The sequence below is a fragment of the Archangium gephyra genome (assembly GCF_042230915.1).
In the GTDB taxonomy this organism is placed as follows: domain Bacteria; phylum Myxococcota; class Myxococcia; order Myxococcales; family Myxococcaceae; genus Archangium; species Archangium gephyra_B.
The window spans coordinates 3061371-3083753 of the sequence record NZ_CP102578.1 but is presented as its reverse complement, the minus strand read 5'-3'; the positions used below and the strand labels follow the sequence as shown (position 1 = coordinate 3083753).

The window sequence follows — 22383 nt, the reverse complement described above, 5'->3', positions numbered from 1 at the left end:
GCCCCCCATGGAAAACATCCGACTGGCATGTCTCGCCGTGAGCCTCGTGCTCGGCGCCACCGCGGGGGCCTCGGCGCCCGCGAGCGGGCCGGTGTGCGAGGCCTCCCCCGCGTCGCAGAGCATCAAGAAGGTGGGCGAGGAGGTGGTGCGCCGCCTCGAGTCGCCGCACCCGTACGCGGCGGTGGAGCCGCGCGCCGCCACCGGGGTCCTGCACACCGAGACGCTCACCCACCCCGGGGCCGCGTACATCGCCCCGCACTTCGCCACGCTCGAGCTGGAGGAGGGGGACTACGTCATCGTCCGCGCGCCGGACGGCTCGCGCTCCTGGCGCTACGACAACACGCACCCGCGCGCGCGCGATGGCTTCTGGGGCATCCCCATTCCCGGAGACACCGCCCTCATCGAGCTGCACAGCCCGGCGGTGCATCACCAGGGCGTGCTCGACGCGTATGGCTACCGCATCGACAAGTACGCACGCGGCTACACCGCTCAGGAGCTGGGCACGCAGGGCGTCCAGGCCGAGGCCCTGTGCGGCGCGGACGAGTCCGGCTGGGCGCGGTGCTACGAGGGCAGCGAGCCGCAGCTCTACAACCACGGCCGGGCGGTGGCGCGCCTGCTCATCAACGGCTCCAGCGCGTGCACGGGCTGGCTCGTGGGCAACCAGGGCCACCTGCTGACGAACAACCACTGCATCAGCACGGCCACGGACGCGCAGAACACCACCTACGAGTTCATGGCCGAGGGCGCCACCTGCGCCACCAACTGCGGCTCCTGGGGCGCGTGCCCGGGCACGGTGGTGGCCACCAGCGCCACCCTGGTGAAGACGGACGATCCCCGCGACTACACGCTGGTGCAGCTGCCCACCAACCCCACCAGCACCTACGGCTTCCTCCAGCTGCGCGCCACCGGAGCGGTGGTGGACGAGCGCATCTACGTCCCCCAGCACCCGGCGGCATACGGCAAGAAGATCGCCGTCACCTCCAGCGCCACGGCCGATGCCTCCGGCTATGCCGAGGTGTACAGCCTCAACGAGGCGGCGTGCCAGAGCGGCGGGCCCAGCGACGTGGGCTACTACGCGGACACCCAGGGCGGCTCCTCGGGCTCGCCGGTGATTGCCTATACCGACCACCAGGTGGTGTCGCTGCACCACTGCGCCAACTGCCCCAACCGGGGCGTGCCCATCCAGGACATCATCACCCACCTGGGCAGCAGCCTGCCGCCGTGCGCGCTGCGCAGCGACACGTGCCCGGACCCGTGGGGCGCCAGCGGCCAGCCCCCTCCCCCTCCCCCGCCACCGGCCGACTCCTTCACCTTCAGCGCCACCAACACCAACAGCGCCTGGCAGAACACGGTGAACAAGAGCCTCACCTTCACCGCGGGGGACGTGGTGGAGGTGGGCACCTGCAACCTCACCGGCGCCACCGCCAACGGGGACACCTACCTGCGCCTGTTCGATGGCGCGGGCGTCCAGGCCGCCGCCAATGACGACGCCTGTGGCGGCCGCTCCTCCTACTTCAAGTACACCGTGCCCGCGGGCAAGGGCGGCACCTATCAGGTCCGCGCCGGCTGCTACTCCAGCGGCAGCTGCGACGGCACCGTGGTGTGGAAGCGCACCGCCGGCACCTCGCCGCCCGGTCCCATCACCGCCTCGTTCAGCTACACCGCCAGCAGCACCCAGAACGCCACCCGCAACACCACCCACCGCGACGTGACGCTGGCCGAGGGACAAACCCTCCAGCTCGGCACCTGCACCCTGGCGGGCGCGTCCGGGAGCGGCGACACATACCTGCGGCTCTACACCTCCACCGGCACGCTGGTGGGCGCCAACGACAACGCCTGCGGCTCGCTCTCGTTCCTGAGCTACACCGTCCCGGCGGGCGCGGGCGGCACGTACCAGCTCCGCGCCGGCTGTGCCTCCAACCGCAGCTGCGGCGGCACCGTGGCCTACACCCTCCAGTAGGCCTCCCTGTCCGCGGGGCTCCTCTGGCGGCGAACCTTTCCAGGCTCGCCGCCATTTTCATTTTCTCTGGGATTCCCAGTTTACGCGAAACAAACTGAATGGTATGGATGGTGAGGATTCCAAGGAATCCGGAGAATCGGTCCCTTTCGCGGAGACTCCACCATGAAGACGATCATGCGTAGCGCGGGAGTGCTGTGGCTGCTGGCCTCGGCGGGTGTGGTGCAGGCGGAGCCGGTGCAGGCGCACCGGGACGAGGTCCTGGGCGTGTCGCTGTCCCACCCCTCGGAGGTGCGGGTGGTGACGGACGAGGTGCTGCTGGAGCAGGAGCACGGCTTCACGCTGGTGCCCCCGGAGCGGGAGGGCCGGGACGCGGAGTCCGCCGACGCCATGCTGATGCGCGTGGTGTGGCTGCACCAGGAGTCCCCGGAAACGCTGGAGGCGGCGGCACGGCGCTTCACCGAGGCCTTCCCGGGCGCGGACATCCAGCGGCGCGAGGTGAAGGTGGCCGGGAGGCAGGCGCTGGTGCTGGAGAACGCGCCGGGCCTGGTGCCCACCACGTACGTCTACGTGGCGGCCGAGGGGAAGCTCTTCCAGGTCATCTATCCGCGGCCCACGCTGGACGAGCGGGCGCAGGGCCTGCTGCGGACGCTGCGCTTCGAGCCGGCGCGCCAGTCGCTGCGCGCGCGCGACCTGCCGCGGGCGGCGGACACGCTCTTCGGCCCCGCGCCGAAGCCGGGCGCCGAGTCCTTCCTGCGCTCCCGGAGCGCGCTGGAGGCCGGCCGCCCGGAGAAGCCGGCGGACGTGACGTCCCTGGCGGTGGCGGGCTGCGTGGACTACCCCACGTCGAAGTACCTGCAGACGCCCTTCACCGCGGCGGCCAACGGCAATGGCTACTCGAAGGCGGGGCCGAGCTACTACGGGCAGGGCCTGCACACGGGCTGCAACAACACGGGCAGCCAGAACGACTACTACGCGCTCGACATGCCGCTGCGCACGGGCGACGCGGTACTCAACCCCTCCAACGGCGGCACGGTGGTGTGGGCGGGCTGGGCGAGCGGCGGCTGGGCCTCGCTGGGCCGCACGGTCATCATCGACCAGGGCAACGGCTACAAGAGCCTGGCCGCGCACCTCAACTCCATCAACGTGGCCAGCGGCCAGTACGTGAACGCGGACAGCGTCATCGGCACGGCGGGCGGCAGCGGCAACGGCTCCAACACCTACTGGGGCCCGCACCTGCACCAGGGCCTGTACATCAACGCCGCGGTGAGCGGCGGCGGCACCTACGGCGGGCAGAGCGCGCAGCCCACCAACGTGCACTACTGCCGCAGCGGCTGCGCCAACTACTACTCGTTCATCGGCAACCAGCAGTCGCTGAGTTACTGACACTCGGCGGTGTGCTCCCGGGGGCCGCACGCTCCCGGGAGCCTCGCCATCACGAAGGAGACCCGCGGCTACTCGAAGTCGAGCGTCGAGCCGCCGCTGAGGTCCTTGGCGAGCACCGTGGGCTGGCCGGCGATGCGCACCGCGCCGCCACCGGAGGCCGTCACGCGCAGCGTGTCCGAGACGCGCATCTCCGTGGAGCCGCCGCCACTGGAGGTCAGCTCGGCCTCCTGGACGAAGAGTTCGCGTGCCCGCAGCAGGCTGCCCCCGGACATCGTGCTCCTCACCCGGGTGGAGCGCCCCTCCGCCGTCACTTCGCCCCCTCCGCTCACCTCCAGGGAGAAGGACGCGGTCTCGAGGCCCCGCACCTTCGCCGTGCCGCCACCACTCACCGCCAGGGTGAAGCTCCCGGAGATGCCGGCGACAGTGCCGCTCACGTCCACCACCCCTCCACCCGAGTGGGAGAGCTGCTGAAGCTCCGGCACCGTCACCTCCACCCGCAGGGGGTTGTTCGAGCGCCAGCTCCCCACGTCCTGCTGGCGGAAGTGGACGGAAAGGAGACCCGTCCCCTGCAACTCCGTCTGCATCAGCGCCACCAGGTTGTCGTCCCCCACCAGGCGCACCTTCCGCGGCTGGTTCGGGTCCACCACCACCGTGGTCTCGATGCCGTCCTCCACGCTGAGCGTGACGAACCCGGGCACCTGCCGCTCTTCCTGCACCAGCTGGCCGCTGCCCTGCACCTGCGGCCCGAAGCCACAGCCGCTCAAGGCCACCACCAGCAACGACATACCGGCCCACAGCCCGCGAGAAACACGCTTCATCCGCTGACTCCCTGAGTTCTGGCCGGTGACGCCGGCCTCTGGGCGATGAAACACCGCGGCGTCCAGGAGCTGTCACCGGGCGGCGACGATTCCCAACCCCTCATGCAACAAGCGAGTCACACCGAATCGGCCAGAGTGGACGCGCCGAGGTGCCCTCCTGGACCGGGAGGTTGTCCTGGTAGGGCAGCTTGAGCTCCGGGTCGTGCTTGTAGAGCCACTGCATCGCCAATTCCAGGCCGCGCCGGGCATGGAAACAAGCGGCCCGGGCATCCGGATGGACCAGCGACTCGGCCTTGGCCGCGGCCTCGAAGAACGCGGTCCATTCGGATTGGAGGAAGGCGATAGGGGATTGCGGAGGAACTTCAACCCCTTGGGCAACCACGTCCCCGCCAAGGCGGGTACCGGTTCGCGTCCTCCCGGGTTGCGAAGGACTGGAGAGGCGACGAGGTCCGGGCGAAGTGGATGGTCTCCAGGTACGCCTCGAAACCATGCTCCTCCCCCACATCCATCACGAAGTGGAAGGAGCTCCTGGCGATTCTGATGGCCTCGAGCTCCTCGGCAGAGGCCATACGCTTCTCCATTTCGTAGAGGTGGAAGAAGGTCCAATTGGCGAGGCCAAAAAGGCTGAACCCTGTGCCGTGGCCTGGCTCTTGGGGCTCGGACTCATCCTCTTGCCACGAGCACGAGGGGTGCGAGCACGGCCGCCCCTGCGCCTGCTGAGAGGGTGTTGAACTGGGGCAGGCAGGCGTCGTCTACCACAGCACCGTCAGTGCATCCGATGATGCGCAACGGCCGACCTCCTGGTGTGCGTGGTGCCCAGCATGCCGATGACGACCGTGGGCCCCGTCCGTTGCTAATGACGCCCCAACTCCCTGTCCCAGGCGTACAACTGCCCGTTCACCGCGTATTTGCTAGCGCTGGAGAAATCCTCGAACCTCTCCGGGGGAAGCGCGGAGAGGCGCTCGCGCAGGAAGTCCGGGTCGCTGAGCACCTCGCGGTGTTTGAGATCGGTGTTCGCCTCCACCACGAGAGGCATCACCCGGAGCACGGCCTCCAGGCAGTCCTCTCGGGTCGCGCGAGCCATGCGCTCCACCGTCAGGGACAGGTGCTCGCGGACCGAGGCAGGGCCTCCGGGGCACCAGGCTTCCAGGGTGTTGCGGTAGATATCGTCCATGAGCTCTTCCAGCGTGTACTTCTTCCCAAACCAGAACGCGTAGCGAGGGCCCTGGAGCACCTCCCAGAAGCGGAGGACCGAGGCGAGCCGGTTCGCCATGCGCTCCGCGCTCCGCGGCGGGGGTGGGGATACGGCATGGTAGAGAGCGCCCCACGGGGTGCTCAGGCAGAAGGACTCGAAGGACTCCCTCATGCGTTGACGCTCCTCCTTCGGGACGCCTTCATTCAAGTCCATGAAGACCTCGGGGAGCATGTGGATCCACCAGCGTGTGCGGCCCAAGTCGAATTCGGCCCCTGGGCGCACCACCAGCACCTCGCCGGGCGGCACCTGGCGCATCTGCCGGGGCTGGGGAAAGGCACCGGTCTCAAGGTACTCCCGGGCCCACCAGCGGCCCTCGGCTCTCACCTTCCGGAGGATGGCGGCGGTGGTGCCGTAGAGCCACGCTGGAAACTCGAGCACAGGGGAGGGTTCCGGGGTCATGGCTTTTCGCCCTACCACGGCGGTCAGATGCTCCTCAAGCGCCAGGCACTTCACTCGCTCCGAGGGCGGCGGACGCCTCCCGCCCGCTCAGCGGCAGTCCACAGGCAGGTAGACCTGGCCCTGGAAGCCCTTGGGACGTTCGCCCCCTTCATAGGCGCCCCGGATCGCCTGCTCGGCCAACTCGCCGCGCTGTTCTATTTCTTCCCTGGGCAACTCCTCTGCCTTCTGGGCCGCCCGCTCCTTCCAGGAGGCACCGGGCTTCTTGCGCCGGTAGCGCCAGCGGTACAGCGTCACTCCGGGCTCTGGCGTGCGCCAGGACAACTGCCAGAGTGCTCCCCCGTTCTCGAATTCGAGGAAGAGCGACCCCTCGAAGCCGGTGCCTCCCGCCAGCTTCTTGTCAGGCTCGACAGCCTTGTTCAGAGCCTCCAGGTAGCGCCCCGCCTGTTCTCTCCCTTCCTTGCGCCCCTCCTCATTGTCCGGCTTGACCTCGAAGAGCACGAGGGCGTCGGTATCGGTGATGTCCGGGCGCAAGAGCCTCACGAGCGCTGAAAGACGCTCGGGGTCCCCCAACTTCCCTTCCTTAACAATTCTGGAGAGACTGGCGGTGTCGAGGAAGACGGCGTTGGTGGGGTGCTGCAAAGTGTACTCTATGCCAATGGCCTCATGTGCGGCCTTGCCAAGGAAAGCGCCCCAGGGCTCCTTGGAGTCCGGCTTACGGCCAGGGAGCTTGGAGGAGGGCGGCTCCGCCTGGGCTCCGAGGGCCGCCACGAGCACCAGGAGAAAACCCGCCAACCCCAAGGTGCTCCTCGCCCTGGTTCCACTGTTTTTCATGTCCGACATGCTCCTCCCCGGTGAGGTTGGGGATGGAACCAGGAAGGGCTGACATGCCGATGAATGCAAAACCGGCGGTGAGGACCACCGAGCCAAGGAGAAGTTCCTTACGATTTCGCTTCAACCACTCGACCGCGGAATCCACGGCATTGAATTGCAGGGCATGCAGCTCCTGCAAATCCAAGCAATCCATCCACCGTCCTCGCGCCTGCACAGTCCCGCCTCAGCGCCAAGACCTCGCGCTCACGCCGCCACGGCGTGGTCCAGCGAGCGCCAGGTGCCCAGCGCCCAGTCCTGCTCGTCCGGGTCATCGAAGCTGACGACACACAGGGCCCGGTGCGTCCCGGCCTCGCACAGCGCCGTGAGCCGGCAATCCCCCGGCTCCACGTGCAGCGTGGCCCGTCCACTCACCCGCTCGCCCTGGTGCTGGAACTCGTACGGCAGCGACTCCTCGGGACCCGGGGCAATCCCCTCCACGTCGTCCTGCAGCGGCACGAAGCGCACGCTGCGGCGATGATCTCTCGCCACCCAGCTCCCATCCGCCAGCCGCTCCTCGGCGAGCGAGCCGGGAATGCGGATCTCCCAGCCCTCGGGCAGCGTCACCTGCACGGCGCCGCGCCGGTAGCCGATAAGCGGACCCGAGGGCGCTTCCACCGCGCGGCGCGACACCTCCTCCGCCAGCGTGCCCCCCACGCCCAGATACCCCAGCACCTGCTGCCACTCGCGCCACGGATAGGCCAGCTCCGGTGCCTCCCGCCACGCCGACTCCAACAACCGCGCCACCTCGCGGAAGCGGTGACGCTCCTCCTCGAGCAGCGGCGGGCGCCACACCATCTCCGTCCAGATGAGGCTGAGCGCCCGGCCCAGCTTCGTCGCGGCGCTCTGGCCGGAGTCCCACCACGGGAAGATGTCCCGGCCGCTCAGCGGATCCTCGTGCACGGCGCGCAACCACGTCTCGTCCCGCGGCCCCATGGGCGTCAGCAGGGCCCCGGGGTGCTCGAAGCCGTGCCCGGCGCGCAGCGAGAGCGTGGCCCCCGAGTGGCCATGTCTCCGGAAATCCAGCACCCGGCCGGCCATGGTCCCCAGCCAGGCAAGCATGCGAGGGGCGATGTCGCTCGCGTCCCCGGTGTGGAAATAGCCCGTGGGGTCTCCCACGCCCGCGACGGTGAGGGCCGGATCCGCCCAGTCCACGTGGAGCGCATCTCCCAGGGCATGCAGCAGATCGCACAGGTAGCGGTGGTAGCCCGGCCCCACCATGGAGGTATTGGCCAGGACGACCACCCGCCCCTGCCCGGCGGCCACCACCGCCACCTCCTCGGCGGCCGGGTGCAGGCGCAGGAACAGGATGGGTCCCCGGGGGCCTTCCACCGTGCGCGAGCTCTCCAGCAGCTCCTCCGCCGCCCCCCGCACCCACCGCTCCACCCGCCGCAGCCAGGGCCAGGGTGCCTCGGGCGCCGAGAAGAGCGCGTCGCCTCCGTACCAGCCTGCCAGCAGCAGCTTCACACCCATGACATTCTCTCCTCTGCCTCGGGCCGGGGTTCCCTCTCAACGCAACGGGTGGGGTCGCGGGATTATGTCGTTTCGCGGGAGCGTGGGATGGAGGAGCCAGCCGGGCGCCCCCTCCGTGAATCGCCCGCCCTACCCCGAGGCCCTCACAGCCAGCTGACGTCGTAGTCGACGTCGAGCGGTGCCAGCTGGCGCCCCCGCACCACCAGCTCCTGGGCCGTCGACTGCTCCATCGCGGCGATGAGGACGCCTTCGTTGTACTCCAGGGGCAGGAAGTCCCGGCGCGCCATCAGCCGGGCCCGCGTCTCCCCGAGCCGCTCCACGGAGCGATCGCCGTAGCTCAACGAGGCCCGGTAGGCGCTGGGAAAGCTCGCCAGCAGCCGCTGCGGATCCGTGCCGGCCAGCGCCATCATCGTCCTGCCCACGGTGGAGTGGAGGAAGTCCGCCGTGGCCCGGCGCCCCAGCTGGCGCAGCACCAGGCTCCGCTCTTCCTGGGTCGGCCCTCCGAGCACCTCCGCGGCGGTGAAGATGACCTTGAGGAAGTCCGCCACCGGGTAGCTGAAGAAATCGACGTACGTCTTCTTCCCAGCGGCCGCGCAGCACTTCACCCGGGCCGCCTCGCCTCCCAGCGAGCGCACCGCCTCGAACGCCCCGTTGAAGAACATCCCGCGGCACGTATCCATCGGAGTGGCCAGGGGGAGCAGCTGCTCCAGTCCGGGCGCGGGCATGGGGACGGCGGGGGTGGACACGTAGCGGCTCCAAAGCGGGGCATGCCAGGGGAGTGCTCGGTCCATCCCCTGGCAGGGGGGCCCATGATTAGAACCTAAAAATCCCGCATTCGGGATCACGCCGTGCGGATCGCCGCGGCCGACTGCAGCCCCAGCTCCGCCACCGCCACTTCCCGCATCCGGAATTTCTGGATTTTTCCAGTCACCGTCATCGGGAACTCGTCCACGAACTTCCAGAAGCGGGGAATCTTGAAGGTGGAGATGCGGCCGGTGCAGAAGCGGACCAGCTCCTCCTGGGTGAGGGTGGCGCCGGGCTTGGGCTTCACCCAGGCCATCACCTCCTCGCCGTACTTCTCGCTGGGCACGCCGATCACCTGGGCCTCGCTGACGGCGGGGTGAGTGTGGAGGAACTCTTCAATCTCCCGCGGGTACACGTTCTCGCCGCCGCGGATGATCATGTCCTTGATGCGGCCGACGATCTTCACGTAGCCGCCCTCGTCCATGGTGGCGAGATCGCCGGTGTGCATCCACCCGGCCGCGTCGATGGAGGTGCGGGTGGCCTCGGGGTTGTTCCAGTAGCCGAGCATCACGCTGTAGCCGCGCGTGCACAGCTCGCCGGACGTGCCCCGGGGCACCACCGCGCCGGTGGCCGCGTCGATGATCTTCACCTCCACGTGCGGGTGTACGCGGCCCACGGTGCCCACGCGCTTGTCCAGCGGATCATCCAGCGAGCTCTGCGTGGACACGGGCGAGGTCTCCGTCATGCCGTAGCAGATGGTGACCTCGCGCATGTTCATGCGTGACTGCACGTTCTTCATCACCTCGATGGGGCACGGCGAGCCGGCCATGATGCCGGTGCGCAGCGAGGAGAAGTCGAACTCGCCGAAGCGCGGATGATCCAGCTCGGCGATGAACATGGTGGGCACGCCGTAGAGCGCGGTGCAGCGCTCGGCGCCCACCGCCTGCAGCACCGCGAGCGGCTCGAACGCCTCGCCCGGAACCACCATGGTGGAGCCGTGGGAGGTGCAGGCCAGGTTGCCCATCACCATGCCGAAGCAATGGTAGAAGGGCACGGGGATGCAGACGCGGTCCTCCGTCCCGAGCCGCAGCGCCTCGCCCACGAAGAAGCCGTTGTTGAGGACGTTGTGGTGGGTGAGCGTGGCGCCCTTGGGAAAGCCCGTGGTGCCGGACGTGTACTGGATGTTGATGGGATCATCGAACTGGAGCGTGGCCTCGCGGTCCGTGAGCGTGCGCTCGCTCACGCGGGTGCCATTGTCGAGCAGCAGCTTCCAGTCGTCGTCCAGCACCAGGGAGACGCGCAGGTGGGGGCAGCGCGGGCGCACCTCCTCCAGCATCTTGCGGTAGTCCGTCTGGCGGAAGCCGCGTGAGAGCAGCAGCACGCTGGTGCCGGACTGGTTGAGCGCGTACTCCAGCTCCGCCGTCTTGTAGGCGGGGTTGAGGTTCACCAGGATGGCGCCGATGCGGGCCGCGGCGTACTGGGACACCACCCACTCGAAGCGGTTGGGAGACCAGAGGCCCACCCGGTCCCCCTTCTCCACGCCGAAGGCCAGCAGGCCCAGGGCCACCTTCGTCGTCTCGTCCCAGAACTGACGCCACGTGGCGCGGTAGCCCTGCGAGAGGACGACGAGCGCCTCGCGATCGCCACAGCGCTCGACGGTCCGGCGCAGGTTCTGGCCAATGGTCTCCCCGAGCAGCGGGGTGGTGCTGGTTCCATGGACGTAGGAAGGAGAGGACATGGCGCGGATCCTTCCCGCGCCCCCGTGGCTCGTGCAAGCCCCCATGCGCTAGTCCAGGCCCGGGCGCTGAGTTTTAGGAGGAGAGTAACGGGCAATCACTTCCCATCCGCGCCCGCGTAGTACTTCGTCCGCCTCCGCAGGCCAGCAGAAACTCTAGCCTGTGGTTTATCCCACCTCGTGGTCCCCTTCGACCGACCAAGCGACCAAGAAGCATGGCGAAAATGAAGGAGTGGCTCACCGCCAAACGCCAACAACAATATGAGATAAGACACTCCCTCCTCTCGCCCACTACGATTGCGTCATGCAGGTGTAGGTCGGCAGACTTCCGAGATTATCTCCACTGATCTTGTTGGGTGTAGCGCGCAGAGAATTCTCTTCTCCGATCTTGATGAGTTCAACTTTTGCGCCGCGGGTCGCCACATTCCCCTGCATGGTGAAGGCGTAGAAGGTAGTGCCCATCTCGATCCAAAAAACCTCTTCGTCTCGGTTCAGCCTCAACACTTCGCTCACCAGTGCATCTGGACCATTTGGCGCACTGGAACTGATGCATGCGCCTCAACTTCCACTATGCGGTCCTTGCTATCACCGTCGCAGACGGCGGTGATGCCATAGACTGGGTAGGAAGGTTGCCTCATTGCTCTGTATCCACGTGAACCCATGGCCTCCATCCGCTAGAAATTCCAAAGCCTCAACTGATCTGCATCAAAATCCAGAACACACACATGGACTACTCCCCAGCTCCATTCTCCTGCGAGGCTCCATCAACCCTTGGAAGAGGATGATTTTTAATGTCTAGTATGGCCTGCATGAGCTTGAGAGTGACATCACCATCCAGACGCTCACCCACGTAGCGCACTTGATACAGGCCCTGCAGATTCGAGGGAAGCTCAATCCCTGACTTCACCAGAAGGATGAACCGATAATCGTAGAGCGCTCTGGCCACTCCGATCTCTATGAGCACATTTGGATTCAGCTCAACGCGCTCAACACCTTCGGCATCCTTGTGTCTCACTTCATCTTCAACATGAATGATTGCTGCTCCACAGTTCCTCATATCATTCATGACCTTGTCGGGCACAGGAACTGAAACCGTTTCTCGTTCAGTAGCCACAACCGCTTCCAGCTCACCAAAACCGAGAAGCTTTTTGAGGGGTTCAATAAATGCCCTATTCTTCCCGTGTGCGATAAAGACGCGGCGCTTCCTGCTCAGGTGCTGGCTGTTCCTCAAGTGCTCGCCGTTCGCTTCGGGCCCGATAGGAGCAATAGGCCGGACATCCGCAGCGTCAGACTTGGGAAGCACCCCAGCAGGCTCAGCAGACGGAGCAGGCTGCGCAGGTGGAGGTGGCTGTGTGTCAATCGCAGTTTTCTGAGGCTGTGCTTCAACACCAGCGAGCTCAATGTAGGGGGTCCCATTTATCTGCTGAATCAACCCAGTAGCCCTAGCTCCCTCTACTATCAGCTCAAAGGTCTTTGCTGTTCGCTCCAACGGAACACCCATGTCATGGAGCACGTTCTTGGCAATCTCCTCGCGAGGGAGCTTCGAACGATCGTACTTTCGCAGAAAGTCGCCGATGACACGCGGGCGAAGGAGTGCCTCACGCCGAGCACTCAGCCCATCGGCCTCATCCAGAGGACGAACGATCCGTTGGCCAAGTTGCTCAAGGCTGATCTCTTGAGAGTAGGCCCCCCCTTTGGTCAGGCCATAAGCGATCGCAGCTCCACATATCTGCCTGAAAGATCCAGAATCGGGCTGAACACCAAGAGCACTAGCTACGCGAAGTGGTGATGCCGGCTGCAGCGCATAGTCATCCGCGATGGCTCTAGCAATACGAAGTGCCTGTTCCAATGAACAGGAGGGAATATCGTTCTGAGACACATACACACGGGCGGGAGGTCCAGCGCTTGCTTTCTTGGCCTCTCTTGAGCTTACTTGCTTACTGGCTCTTCTTTGTCCCGATTTCATGGCTGCTCCTCCAAGCTCCAAATCCAAGCTGTTCATCGGGCAACAACATGTCCAGGGGCAGCCTAAGCGATTCTAAAGACCCAAGAAACCATCGTAATTTCAGCCACTTGCCATCAGTATTCGCCAGCTTGCATTGGAATGTTGGCAGGATTGGCTTGAACCTCGTTGCTTACACGCAAGCCGCTGTTGTCCATGAGAGCTACCCACCTCCCATCTGGACTGCGTATCGACACCTAAGCTGACTCCTGCTGCAGTCGGATGCATCGCCGTGCCGTTAGTGGCGATGGTGTTCCTCGACTGTGTCGCCATTCACCTCCCAACACACTCCACGTCAGGCCCGTTGAGCAGTGGATGCGCCGCGCAACTTTTGCGCGTTGCTCCTTGCCCGCGCCGCGTCAATCCGGGACCACGTCACCCCAGACCCGAGGCACACGAAGGAGTGCGGATGAACGCCGAGCCGCGACGACGCGAATTCCTCCTCTCCAGGGGTTGGGTGCAGGCCGCCGCCCTGGTGATGCTCTTCGGCTTCTTCGTCCTGGGGCTGCTCGCGTACCGCGCGCATACGGACAGCGCGCCCATTCCCCAGCGGACCGTCACCCCGGACGGCGGACTGCTCTTCACCGGGGAGGACATCCTGGCCGGGCAGGAGGTCTTCCTGCGCAACGGGCTGATGCAGTACGGCTCGGTGTTCGGCCACGGGGCCTACCTGGGGCCGGACTACACTGCGGACTACCTGCGCCGCGCGGCCCTCTTCGTGCGCGAGCGGCTCGGCGGGCAGGAGGATGCGGCGGCGGCGGCGCGCACGGTGAGGGACTTCAAGGAGAACCGGTACGACCCGGCCACCGGCACGCTCGTCCTCACGGCGGAGCAGGCCGGCGCCTTCGAGGCGCTGACGAAGCACTACCATGCCGCCTTCTCCCAGCCGACCACCGCGATGGGGCTGCGGCCGGGCGCCATCACGGACCCGGCCGACACCCGGCGGCTCACCGCCTTCTTCGCCTGGACGGCGTGGACGGCCTCCACGCTGCGGCCGGGCAAGGACTACACGTACACCAACAACTGGCCCCCGGAGCCGCGGGTGGGCAACGGCCCCACGGGCGCCATGGTGGTGTGGAGCGTGCTCTCGCTCATCGCGCTGCTGGGCGGCATCGGCCTGCTGATGGCCGCCTTCGGCCGGTGGAACTTCCTCGGCTGGCACGGCCACGAGCAGCGGACGGTGTCCTTCCGCCGTCCCAGCGAGGTGACGCTCACCCCGTCCCAGCGCGCGTGCGCGTGGTTCTTCCTGGTGATGGCGGTGCTCTTCCTGGCGCAGGCGCTGCTGGGGGGGGCCACGCAGCACTACCGCGCCGAGCTGGCCAGCTTCTTCGGCTTCAACCTGGCCACCCTCCTCCCCTTCAACCTCGCGCGCACCTGGCACGTGCAGCTCGCCCTTCTCTGGGTGGCCACCTCCTACCTGGCCGCCGGCATCTTCCTGGCGCCCCTGGTGGCCGGCCACGAGCCGCGCGGGCAGCACTGGCTCGCCTACGCACTGCTCGGCGCGCTCGCGGTGGTGGTGTTCGGGAGCATGGCGGGGGAGCTCGCCGGCATCCACGGATGGACCACCAGCGTGTGGTTCGGCAACCAGGGCTTCGAGTACCTGGACCTCGGGCGCTTCTGGCAGGTGCTGCTGTCGGTGGGGCTGCTCTTCTGGGTGGTGCTGCTCTTCCGCGTGCTGCGGCGCCGGCTGCGCACCGAGAGCGCCGCCAACATGCCCTGGCTCTTCTTCTACTCGGCGCTGGCCATTCCCGCCTTCTACGCCGTGGGCCTGCTGGCCCGGCCCGGCTCGCACTTCACCCTCACCGAGTTCTGGCGCTTCTGGGTGGTGCACCTCTGGGTGGAGGACTTCCTCGAGCTCTTCACCACCCTCATGGTGGCCTACATCTTCGTGCTGCTGGGCGTGGTGTCCGAGCGCGTGGCCCTGCGCGTCATCTACCTGGACGTCATCCTGTACTCGGCCGGCGGCGTCATCGGCACCATGCACCACCTGTACTTCTCCGGCACCCCGGTGGAGCACATGGCCCTGGGCGCCTTCTTCTCCGCCGCCGAGGTCATCCCCCTCACCTTCCTCACCGTGGAGGCGTGGAGCTTCCTGCGGCTAGGCCGCGAGCAGGAGGCCAGGTCCAACGCGCCCTTCCCCCACCGCTGGGCCATCCTCTTCCTGGTGTCGGTGGGCTTCTGGAACTTCCTGGGCGCCGGTGTCTTCGGCTTCCTCATCAACCTGCCCATCGTCTCGTACTACGAGATTGGCACCGCGCTCACCTCCAACCATGGCCACGCGGCGATGATGGGCGTCTACGGCATGCTGGCCGTGGCGCTGGCGCTCTTCGCGCTGCGTTACCTCATTCCCGAGGAGCGCTGGTCCGAGCGGGCGGCGAAGCTCAGCTTCTGGTCCCTCAACCTCGGGCTGGCGTGGATGGTGTTCGCCACCCTCTTCCCGCTGGGCGTGCTGCAGCTGTACGAGTCCGTCAGCCACGGCTACCACGAGGCGCGCCAGCTCGACTTCCTCACCAGCGAGCGCGTGGAGCTGCTCGAGTGGATGCGGCTGCCCGGTGATGCCCTCTTCATCCTCGGCGGCGTGCTGCCCCTGCTGCTGCTGTGCTGGCGGGGCGTGCGCCACCGCGTGCCGCACGTGGAGCGCCCGGGGCAGGAGACCGCCCCGCTCTTCACCCAGGTGGAAGGCACGGCCGGGCCGGCGGAGGGACAACCATGAACGTCCACGCCGAGGTGCTATGGGCCTGCGGTTACGCGCTCTTCCTGCTGGCCGTGGCGCGGGGAATGATGGCCATGGGACGCAAGGCGCGTGCGGAAGACGACTCGTGGCCGCGCACGGACGTCGCCCGCTTCCACCATGGACTGTCCACGCTGCTGGTGTTGCTGTCCGGACTGCTCGTCGGCGCCTGCGCGGTACGTCACCCCGAGGGGCTGGAATTGGGGCTGCTCGGCGGGGTGTCGCTGACGGTGGCCTGGGTGGCCCGGCGCACCTGGGTCGAGTGGTGGGCGGACGCCTCGTCCAGCGGGGAGGGATAGCCGGGCTGCCTGCTCCGGACGCCCCCTTGCCGGAGGTGCGAGCCAGTACGACCCTCTGGGCGATCCATTCCCCAAGGAGGCGGCGATGGCGGACAGGCGGCGGTCGGACGTGGAGTGGCAGGGCCGGGGCCAGGACCCGGAGCGCGGCAACCGGCGAGACGTCACGGAGCGCGGTCGCGACCTGGAGCGCGTGCGCGGCTACAGCGGCGAGGACCGGGGTCCGGGCCGTGGCCGTGACGAGGGCCGCCGCGGCCGCTCCAGCCGGGGTGGTGGCGGAGGCATGCGGGGAAGCGGTTCTGGCGACCAGGACATGGGCCGCTACGGCCGGGGCTACGAGTACGGCGGTGACGAGGACCGGGGCCGCTTCGACCAGGACAGCCGCGAGGAGTACCACCGCGGCGGGCTGATGCGGGGCATGCCGGGTGTGCGCCGGGCGGGTGGGCCCGGAGAGGAGTTCGGCGAGGGCTTCTGGAGCGAGATGACGCGCGAGCGGGTGCGGGGAGACTTCGACCGCTACGGCGCACCGGGCGCCCAGCGCACCCAGCCCTACGACACGGACCGCTGGGAGCGGGGCTACGGCACCCGGGGCTACGGCGATGACGACTACCGGCCTCCGCGCGTGCAGGCCTCGTTCATCGAGCAGCGGCCGCGCACCGGCTACGCCACCAGCCCCACGCGCGACATGGACCGGGACATGGGCCACGGCGCGGGCCGCGGCGGCATGCAGGGCGCCTACCCGTACGACGAGCGGTCCCCCGAGTTGCCGCGCCGCCAGGGCCGCGGGCCGCGCGACTACCAACGCTCGGATGACCGCATCCGCGAGGACATCTGCGACCGGCTGATGCAGAGCTGGATGGATGCCGACGACGTCACCGTCCGCGTGGAGAAGGGCGAGGTCACCCTCTCCGGCACCGTGAAGAGCCGGGACGAGAAGCGCGCCATCGAGGACCTGGCCGAAGAGGTGCTTGGCGTGAAGGACGTCAGCAACGAGCTCCGCGTCGCCCGCCAGCAGCAGCGCGAGGAGGACTCGCGGCGGGACACGGGAGACCAGCAGGGCCGGACGCTGCACTCGTGAGGGCGGTGCCTCACAACAGCTGACAGGAGAGGAGTCCACATGGCACAGCGAGACAACGACAGCCAAGGCCAGGAGCAACGCTTCCCCGTGCGCGCGCGGCGGATGGAGCGCCCGGTGCAGGACTACGGAACGCAGCGCGGAGAGCCAGGCCGTCCGGGCTACGGCTCGTTCGGCCCCGAGCGCGGCTACAACCAGGGGGGCTACGGGGGGATGGATGCCTACGAGCGCGGCTACCGCCCCGGCAGCTACGACGCGAAGCTGGACCGGATGGAGGCCCGGCGGGGCCCGGTGCGTCCGCCGCGCGGCTACCAGCGCGCCGATGACCGCATCCGCGAGGACGTCTGCGAGCGGCTCATGGAGGGCCCCGTGGACGTGGGCGACGTGGAGGTCACCGTCAGCAACGGCGAGGTGACCCTGAGCGGCACGGTGGAGGAGCGCTGGCAGAAGCGCGCCATCGAGGACCTCGCCATCAACGTGCGCGGGGTGCACGACGTGCACAACCGCGTGCACGTGCGGCCCATGGAGGGCAGGCCCCCTGACGAGCAGCCGCGGGAGCCACGGGAGCCGCGGGACGAGCAGCCGCACATGGGCGGCTGAGGGTCCTCAGGCCAGGCCCTCCACGCCCTCCTCGCCTTCCATCTCCTGCTGGTCGCGCGGGATGTCCACCAGCGCGCCCAGCGGGTAGATGATGAGGTGACGCTGGGGCTCGCTGCCGTGGCTCACCGTCTCCAGGTGGTAGCGCGAGACGAGCCGGTGCTGCAGCTTGCGCAGCCGGGGCGGCCGCGGGGCCAGGGGCACCACCACGCTCTCGCTGAGCACGCGCTGGATGGCGTGCTCGGCCTCCGCCACCGCCTCGCGCACCAGGTCCTCGTCCACGCCCTCGGCGATGAGGAAGACGTCGCGCAACACCCGCCGCATCTCCGACGAGCTGTTGCGCTTGATGGCCAGCACGCGCGCCCCCGTCTTCTCCGCGACCTTCCGCAGCTTCGGATCATTGGCGCGCGAGCGCAGCGTGAGGACGACGTCCGCGTTCTCCAGCCGTCCCACCACCCGCGCGTCCGGGCCCAGCTCGCGCAGCACCCGCTCGAGCAGGTCACGGCTCGCCGCGTGGGCGTAGATGCGCGTGGTGCCCTGGCGCAGGCCAGGCTGAGCGCCACCGCCACCGCCACCGCCGCGGCGCGGGGCCGCCGCCCGGGAAGCCGGAGCCTCCGAGGTGCGGACCGGCAGCGGGGCCACCGACTGCGGCTCCTCCTTCACCTCCACCTCGCCCTCGACGAGCTGGCGCCGCTCGCCGCCCACGTTCTCCCCCGCCAGCAGCCGGTCCACCGACTGGGCGGTGTCGCGGTGCACCAGCACCTCGTCGCGGCTCACCATCTCCACCACCACGTCGAAGGTGGGCGGCGCGCGGCGCTCGTTGATCGTCTTCTGCGTGTGGCGCCGCCGCGCCTCCTCGTCGCTGAGCGTGACGGTGTGCACGCCGCCGACGAGGTCCGACAGCGTGGGGTTGAGCACCAGGTTCTCCAGCGTGTTGCCATGAGCCGTGGCCACGAGCTGCACGCCGCGCTCGGCGATGGTGCGGGCCGCGGAGGCCTCGGCCGAGGTGCCGATCTCGTCGACGATGATGGCCTCGGGCATGTGGTTCTCCACCGCCTCGATCATCACGTCATGCTGGCGGTCCGGCCGCGACACCTGCATGCGGCGCGCGCCGCCGATGCCCGGGTGGGGAATGTCGCCATCGCCGCCAATCTCGTTGGAGGTGTCCACCACCATGACGCGCTTGCCGAGGTCGTCGGCGAGCACGCGCGCCACCTCGCGCAGCTTGGTCGTCTTGCCCACGCCGGGCCGGCCCAGCAGCAGGATGTTCAGGCCCGAGGCGATGAGATCCTTGAGCATGTCGATGGTGCCGAAGATGGCGCGGCCCACGCGCAGCGTGAGGCCCACCACCTTGCCCTGCCGGTTGCGGATGGCGGACACGCGGTGGAGGGTGCGCTCGATGCCGGCGCGGTTGTCCTCGCTCACCGTGCCCACCTGCGAGAGCACATGGGCCAGGTCCTCGCGGGAGATGGGCTTCTCCGAGAGGCGCGCCACCCGGCTGGTCAGCCGGGCCTCGGGCGGGCGGCCGAGGTCCATCACCACCTCGAGCACTTCCCCCGGGGGCAGCTCCCGGACCGCGGCCTGCAGCGGCTCGGGCAGCACCCCCATGAGGAGCTGGAAGTCGTCATCAGGAACGGCCATGGCGTCGCTTGGACTCATAACGTGTCTAAAGGTGAATCCTTCCGAGTCGGGTTGCACGTGGTCTGGCGGCCGAGGGGCAGCGGAGCACCCGATGCTAGCGGGCATTCGAGGGAAGCGCCGCTCCCTCGTGACTGGGTGCTTCCCCATGTCCTGCATAGCTCAGCGGAAGGGGGCATCACGCGGAGGCTCCCCGCCTCCCAGCCCCCCGCCCGAGGAGCGACCCCATGGCCCGGTACGACAAGGACCCCGACACGCAGATCATCACCAACAACACCACGCCCCCCGGCAAGACGAAGGGGCAGATGAGCATCCGCGATGCGGCCGCGATGGAGATGCCGCAGCAACAACTGGAGACGCACATGCCGGGAACGGTGGTGCACGGCTTCGGAGACGGCCAGCCCGGCACGATGAAGCGGCACTTGAGCGGCGAAGGCACCTGGACGCCCGCCACCGCGGACACGGTGACGGCGCTCGTCGAGCAGCTCTTCCAGCTTCCCTTCCAGGCGCAGCTCGGGGTGATGCGGATGATCGCCCCCCGGATTCTCGGCGCCATGGACGCCCGGGACCAGGAGTCCTTCATGAAGGATCTGCGCATGGAGCTCGAGAGCCATGTGGCGGGTGAGGAGCCCATGCGGACGCAGTCCATGGACACCGAGGACATCCAGGGCACGTGATCGACTTCCTCTGGGGACCGCGCCCCCTCATCGCCCTCCAGTCGTGGCTCGGGGACGCGCCCGGGTGGACGTTGCTGGCGCGGGGGCTCTCGCTGCTGGGGGACACGGCGTGCGCGCTCGTCCTCTTCGCGCTGGTGCGCTGGAGGGCCGGGCGCGTGGCGGCACTGTCCGTCGCCGGCCTGTTCATGCTCACGGGCCTGGTGGACCTGGCGCTGTGGGAACTGGTGGGCCTGCCGCGCCCGCGGGAAGCGGGCATCGTGGTGCGCGATGACCCCGCCGTGTCCTCGTTCCCCAGCGGGCACACGGTGACCTCCGTGGCGCTCTTCGGGTGGCTCGCGCTCCGGGGGTGGCTCCCCCGGGCGGTGCCCTGGCTGGTGGTGCCGCTGGTGATGCTCGCGCGCCTCTACCTGGGGGCGCACTACCTGGGCGACGTGCTGGCCGGCCTGCTCATCGGGCTCCTGCTGCTCGGCGCCTATACACGCCTGTGGCCCGCGCTGCGGCGCTGGGGTGAGCGGCGCCCCTTCCGGTTCTTCGCGTCCTTCGGGCTCGGCATGGTGGCCACCATGGCCTCCGGGGTGTTCCTCTTCGGAGGAGACAGGCGGGCCTGGCAGGTGCTCGGCTTCGCCGCGGGCCTCGTCTTCGGCATGTTGCTGGACTCGAAGCTTCGGGGAGACACAACCGTCCCCCTGCCGGGTGCCCGGCGATTCCCCGAGTGGGCGCTCGGGCCAGCCGTGCTCCTCGCGCTGCTGGTGCCCGCGCACCTCGGCACGCCGCCGCCCGTGCAGGGGTTGCTCTACTTCCTGGCGATGCTGTGGGGCGCGTTGCTGTGGCCCCGGGCCCATGCTGGTGGAGTGTCCACAAAATCGCTGGACATAGTCAGAGACGCATGAACGCTACACTTACGCATCTTGGGGAGAGCCGGAAACCACTCCCCCGCGACTTCGCCCACCAACTCCCTGGACCTTCCACTCGCTACTTGCCTTGGTCGCTGACACGTCCTGACCCAGGAAATGGACCTGTTGGCCGCGTGTTGTTCGAACTCGCATGGCGTTCGCTCGACCCAGCAGGAGCAGTGCCGCCAAGAAAGAGTATAGAAGAAAGCATCCTGGCTTATTTGATCCTGCGCTCGGATGCAGCCACAACAGGAGCCCCACATGAGCAAGGGTAATAATCGAAAGGCGAAGAAGGGAGGGCAGACGAATACACCTAAGACCCTCTCCTTGTTGGCCCCCGATGCGATGGGGGGCCTTATCGCCCGCCAAGGCTTCAACCTGCAGGATCGGTACGTTGCGCAAAGACTGCCGCACTTGCTCAAGGACCCTTACTTCTATGCCCTGCAGCCAGAGGGCATAGATGACACAGACGTTCACCGGCTCGTGGAAGGAGTCCGTCGAGTTCGGACTATTCAGGTTAAGGGTGGGGGCCTCGGTCCTAGCGATCTCGGCACGATCCTCAAGACTGGTATTGAGCGACTGGGACCCCTCATTACTGGTAAGCAGTACGAGGGGTTTGAGCTTGCTGCTCGCCACCCGAGCGATGGGGTTCGCTCTGTATTCGACGCGCTCGCACGTCTCCGTGGCAGCAGCATGGAAGAGCAGCTCCAGGCTGTGCGAGACGCCACCAATCAGCACTGGCTCGACATCCTGTCGAAGCATGAGCTTGCCTCTTACGAAGGCTTCATCAGAGAGTACCTGTTTCCACGAACCGACATTATCGACGTCGACCAAGACGAGGAATTGTTCCAAAACATAGCAGCCCACCTGACTGTCCTTCCCGTCTCAGGTGGACGTATGACGCCACACCTTGTGGAGGTCGCTCGGGAACTTGTGTCAACAGTTTCCAAGACCAAAACACTCTGGCGTCGTGAGGCTATCGAGGGCCTGCTGGCATCCTTAGTGGCGAGGCATGAGCGCCCTGGACCTCACAGAGTGCTGCTGCTCATCCACGAGACGTTAAAGCGGGTTTCCCGTGCACCAGGGGCAATCAACCTTCCGGTGGGGTTGCGTGACCTGCAGCGTACGACTGTTGAGGTGAGTTCGGAACTCGGAGGTTCCATCAAGAAGGAGGACATCGAGCGCACAGTGGCACAGGTGGCCGAGCGAATTGGGCCCTTGCGTAAGGCACTGCAAGAGCATCCAGATGCTGCAGTTGTCTACCTGGGTTTCCCGCATGTGCCGCTGGCAGTACTCGTCGGCTATATCGTCGGCACCCAGTACGAAGTCCACCTCCTGGAGCACGACCGGAGAACCGACCGATTCGAGTGGCTTGCGCCCGTGGACCCACCGGGGGCTCGCGTTGAGGCCCAAACTATGAAGGGTACGCAGGCTCGACTGCGAGTCTCGGTGTCTGCAGAGGTGGATGAAGCGCACTGCCTCGTGCCTGGCCCAGTTGGATGCGACGTGCACGTCCGCGTCGGCACACCCGGGCTTGGGCTCATTCAGTCCGAAGAGGCCGCCCGAGTCATTGCAGGAGAGGTGCAGCGCGCGCTGGAACAGCACATCACGGGGAAGGGATATGAGCAACTGCATGTCTTTGCAGCAGTCCCTGTCAGCGTTGCGTTCCTTCTGGGGCGGGTCCTGAGTTTCGGCACTATGCCTTCGGCTGTGGTCTACAACTTCGTGATACGTCCGCGGCCTCGGTACAACTGGAGCCTCGACTTGTACGCTGCCGAGGTAGGTGAGCCAGCAGTGGCCATTTTGAACTCACGGTCGATCGAATAGGAAGTGGGATGGG

The 22383-nt window shown here is 67.6% G+C and carries 19 protein-coding genes; 9 read left to right on the top strand and 10 right to left on the bottom strand.

The annotated features are described in order from the left end of the window. The first annotated feature begins 7 nt into the window (after window positions 1-7). The gene (locus NR798_RS12405; protein WP_375771670.1) at window positions 8-1960 is read left to right on the top strand and encodes a trypsin-like serine peptidase; all 1953 of its coding nucleotides are present in this window, start codon (window positions 8-10) and stop codon (window positions 1958-1960) included. Between the two features lie 162 nt (window positions 1961-2122). Next, entirely contained in the window at window positions 2123-3343 is a 1221-nt protein-coding gene (locus NR798_RS12400) for a M23 family metallopeptidase (RefSeq protein ID WP_375771669.1), read from the top strand. Between the two features lie 68 nt (window positions 3344-3411). Here NR798_RS12400 and NR798_RS12395 read toward each other — a convergent pair whose 3' ends face one another. From NR798_RS12395 to NR798_RS12355, 9 genes are all read right to left on the bottom strand, one after another. Further along, on the bottom strand, window positions 3412-4161 hold the full coding sequence (locus tag NR798_RS12395; protein WP_375771668.1) for a head GIN domain-containing protein: 750 nt from the start codon (window positions 4159-4161) through the stop codon (window positions 3412-3414). Between the two features lie 100 nt (window positions 4162-4261). Further along, window positions 4262-4543, bottom strand: a complete 282-nt coding sequence (locus NR798_RS12390; protein ID WP_375771667.1) for a hypothetical protein — start codon at window positions 4541-4543, stop codon at window positions 4262-4264. A gap of 471 nt (window positions 4544-5014) precedes the next feature. Beyond that, on the bottom strand, window positions 5015-5815 hold the full coding sequence (locus tag NR798_RS12385) for a hypothetical protein (RefSeq protein ID WP_375771666.1): 801 nt from the start codon (window positions 5813-5815) through the stop codon (window positions 5015-5017). An 87-nt stretch (window positions 5816-5902) separates the two neighbouring features. Next, on the bottom strand, window positions 5903-6655 hold the full coding sequence (locus tag NR798_RS12380; protein WP_375771665.1) for a hypothetical protein: 753 nt from the start codon (window positions 6653-6655) through the stop codon (window positions 5903-5905). 234 nt (window positions 6656-6889) lie between these two features. After that, entirely contained in the window at window positions 6890-8155 is a 1266-nt protein-coding gene (locus tag NR798_RS12375) for a hypothetical protein (RefSeq protein WP_375771664.1), read from the bottom strand. Between the two features lie 143 nt (window positions 8156-8298). Continuing rightward, window positions 8299-8901: a DUF2378 family protein gene (locus NR798_RS12370; protein ID WP_375771663.1), complete on the bottom strand. Its 603-nt coding sequence runs from the start codon at window positions 8899-8901 to the stop codon at window positions 8299-8301. A 95-nt stretch (window positions 8902-8996) separates the two neighbouring features. Continuing rightward, window positions 8997-10637 carry an AMP-binding protein gene (locus NR798_RS12365; protein ID WP_375771662.1) on the bottom strand — a complete coding sequence of 547 codons (1641 nt, stop codon included), beginning with the start codon at window positions 10635-10637 and terminating at the stop codon, window positions 8997-8999. A gap of 288 nt (window positions 10638-10925) precedes the next feature. Beyond that, window positions 10926-11147, bottom strand: coding sequence for a hypothetical protein (locus NR798_RS12360; RefSeq protein ID WP_375771661.1), 222 nt, complete (start codon window positions 11145-11147; stop codon window positions 10926-10928). A 217-nt stretch (window positions 11148-11364) separates the two neighbouring features. Beyond that, window positions 11365-12147 (bottom strand): TIR domain-containing protein, encoded by a 783-nt coding sequence (locus tag NR798_RS12355; protein WP_375771660.1) that lies wholly within the window; start codon window positions 12145-12147, stop codon window positions 11365-11367. A gap of 898 nt (window positions 12148-13045) precedes the next feature. Here NR798_RS12355 and NR798_RS12350 point away from each other — a divergent pair. The 4 genes from NR798_RS12350 (at window position 13046) to NR798_RS12335 (ending at window position 17338) form a co-directional block, all read left to right on the top strand. After that, complete coding sequence (locus NR798_RS12350) at window positions 13046-15349, top strand: nitric-oxide reductase large subunit (RefSeq protein ID WP_375771659.1); 2304 nt, start codon at window positions 13046-13048, stop codon at window positions 15347-15349. Next, on the top strand, window positions 15346-15666 hold the full coding sequence (locus NR798_RS12345; RefSeq protein WP_375771658.1) for a hypothetical protein: 321 nt from the start codon (window positions 15346-15348) through the stop codon (window positions 15664-15666). The genes NR798_RS12350 and NR798_RS12345 overlap by 4 nt, the downstream gene beginning before the upstream one ends. A gap of 85 nt (window positions 15667-15751) precedes the next feature. Continuing rightward, complete coding sequence (locus NR798_RS12340; RefSeq protein ID WP_375771657.1) at window positions 15752-16741, top strand: BON domain-containing protein; 990 nt, start codon at window positions 15752-15754, stop codon at window positions 16739-16741. Between the two features lie 39 nt (window positions 16742-16780). Further along, window positions 16781-17338, top strand: a complete 558-nt coding sequence (locus tag NR798_RS12335) for a BON domain-containing protein (protein ID WP_375771656.1) — start codon at window positions 16781-16783, stop codon at window positions 17336-17338. A 6-nt stretch (window positions 17339-17344) separates the two neighbouring features. On the opposite strand, the gene NR798_RS12330 is transcribed toward NR798_RS12335, so the two are convergent. After that, window positions 17345-18976, bottom strand: coding sequence for a R3H domain-containing nucleic acid-binding protein (locus NR798_RS12330; protein ID WP_375771655.1), 1632 nt, complete (start codon window positions 18974-18976; stop codon window positions 17345-17347). Between the two features lie 224 nt (window positions 18977-19200). Between NR798_RS12330 and NR798_RS12325 the strand changes: the two genes are divergently transcribed. From NR798_RS12325 to NR798_RS12315, 3 genes are all read left to right on the top strand, one after another. Beyond that, window positions 19201-19650, top strand: a complete 450-nt coding sequence (locus NR798_RS12325) for a hypothetical protein (protein WP_375771654.1) — start codon at window positions 19201-19203, stop codon at window positions 19648-19650. Further along, a complete protein-coding gene (locus NR798_RS12320; RefSeq protein ID WP_375771653.1) occupies window positions 19647-20540 on the top strand; it encodes a phosphatase PAP2 family protein in 894 nt (297 codons plus the stop codon). The genes NR798_RS12325 and NR798_RS12320 overlap by 4 nt, the downstream gene beginning before the upstream one ends. Window positions 20541-20804: 264 nt before the next feature. Further along, a complete protein-coding gene (locus NR798_RS12315) occupies window positions 20805-22370 on the top strand; it encodes an SAVED domain-containing protein (protein WP_375771652.1) in 1566 nt (521 codons plus the stop codon). Window positions 22371-22383 lie beyond the last annotated feature (13 nt).

Excerpts from the sequence above, each read along its gene's own strand:
- NR798_RS12405 (WP_375771670.1), top strand. The coding sequence starts at position 8 with ATGGAAAACATCCGACTGGCATGTCTCGCCGTGAGCCTCGTGCTCGGC.
- NR798_RS12400 (WP_375771669.1), top strand. The coding sequence starts at position 2,123 with ATGAAGACGATCATGCGTAGCGCGGGAGTGCTGTGGCTGCTGGCCTCG.
- NR798_RS12395 (WP_375771668.1), bottom strand. The coding sequence starts at position 4,161 with ATGAAGCGTGTTTCTCGCGGGCTGTGGGCCGGTATGTCGTTGCTGGTG.
- NR798_RS12385 (WP_375771666.1), bottom strand. The coding sequence starts at position 5,815 with ATGACCCCGGAACCCTCCCCTGTGCTCGAGTTTCCAGCGTGGCTCTAC.
- NR798_RS12380 (WP_375771665.1), bottom strand. The coding sequence starts at position 6,655 with ATGTCGGACATGAAAAACAGTGGAACCAGGGCGAGGAGCACCTTGGGG.
- NR798_RS12375 (WP_375771664.1), bottom strand. The coding sequence starts at position 8,155 with ATGGGTGTGAAGCTGCTGCTGGCAGGCTGGTACGGAGGCGACGCGCTC.
- NR798_RS12365 (WP_375771662.1), bottom strand. The coding sequence starts at position 10,637 with ATGTCCTCTCCTTCCTACGTCCATGGAACCAGCACCACCCCGCTGCTC.
- NR798_RS12350 (WP_375771659.1), top strand. The coding sequence starts at position 13,046 with ATGAACGCCGAGCCGCGACGACGCGAATTCCTCCTCTCCAGGGGTTGG.
- NR798_RS12345 (WP_375771658.1), top strand. The coding sequence starts at position 15,346 with ATGAACGTCCACGCCGAGGTGCTATGGGCCTGCGGTTACGCGCTCTTC.
- NR798_RS12340 (WP_375771657.1), top strand. The coding sequence starts at position 15,752 with ATGGCGGACAGGCGGCGGTCGGACGTGGAGTGGCAGGGCCGGGGCCAG.
- NR798_RS12335 (WP_375771656.1), top strand. The coding sequence starts at position 16,781 with ATGGCACAGCGAGACAACGACAGCCAAGGCCAGGAGCAACGCTTCCCC.
- NR798_RS12330 (WP_375771655.1), bottom strand. The coding sequence starts at position 18,976 with ATGGCCGTTCCTGATGACGACTTCCAGCTCCTCATGGGGGTGCTGCCC.
- NR798_RS12325 (WP_375771654.1), top strand. The coding sequence starts at position 19,201 with ATGGCCCGGTACGACAAGGACCCCGACACGCAGATCATCACCAACAAC.
- NR798_RS12315 (WP_375771652.1), top strand. The coding sequence starts at position 20,805 with ATGAGCAAGGGTAATAATCGAAAGGCGAAGAAGGGAGGGCAGACGAAT.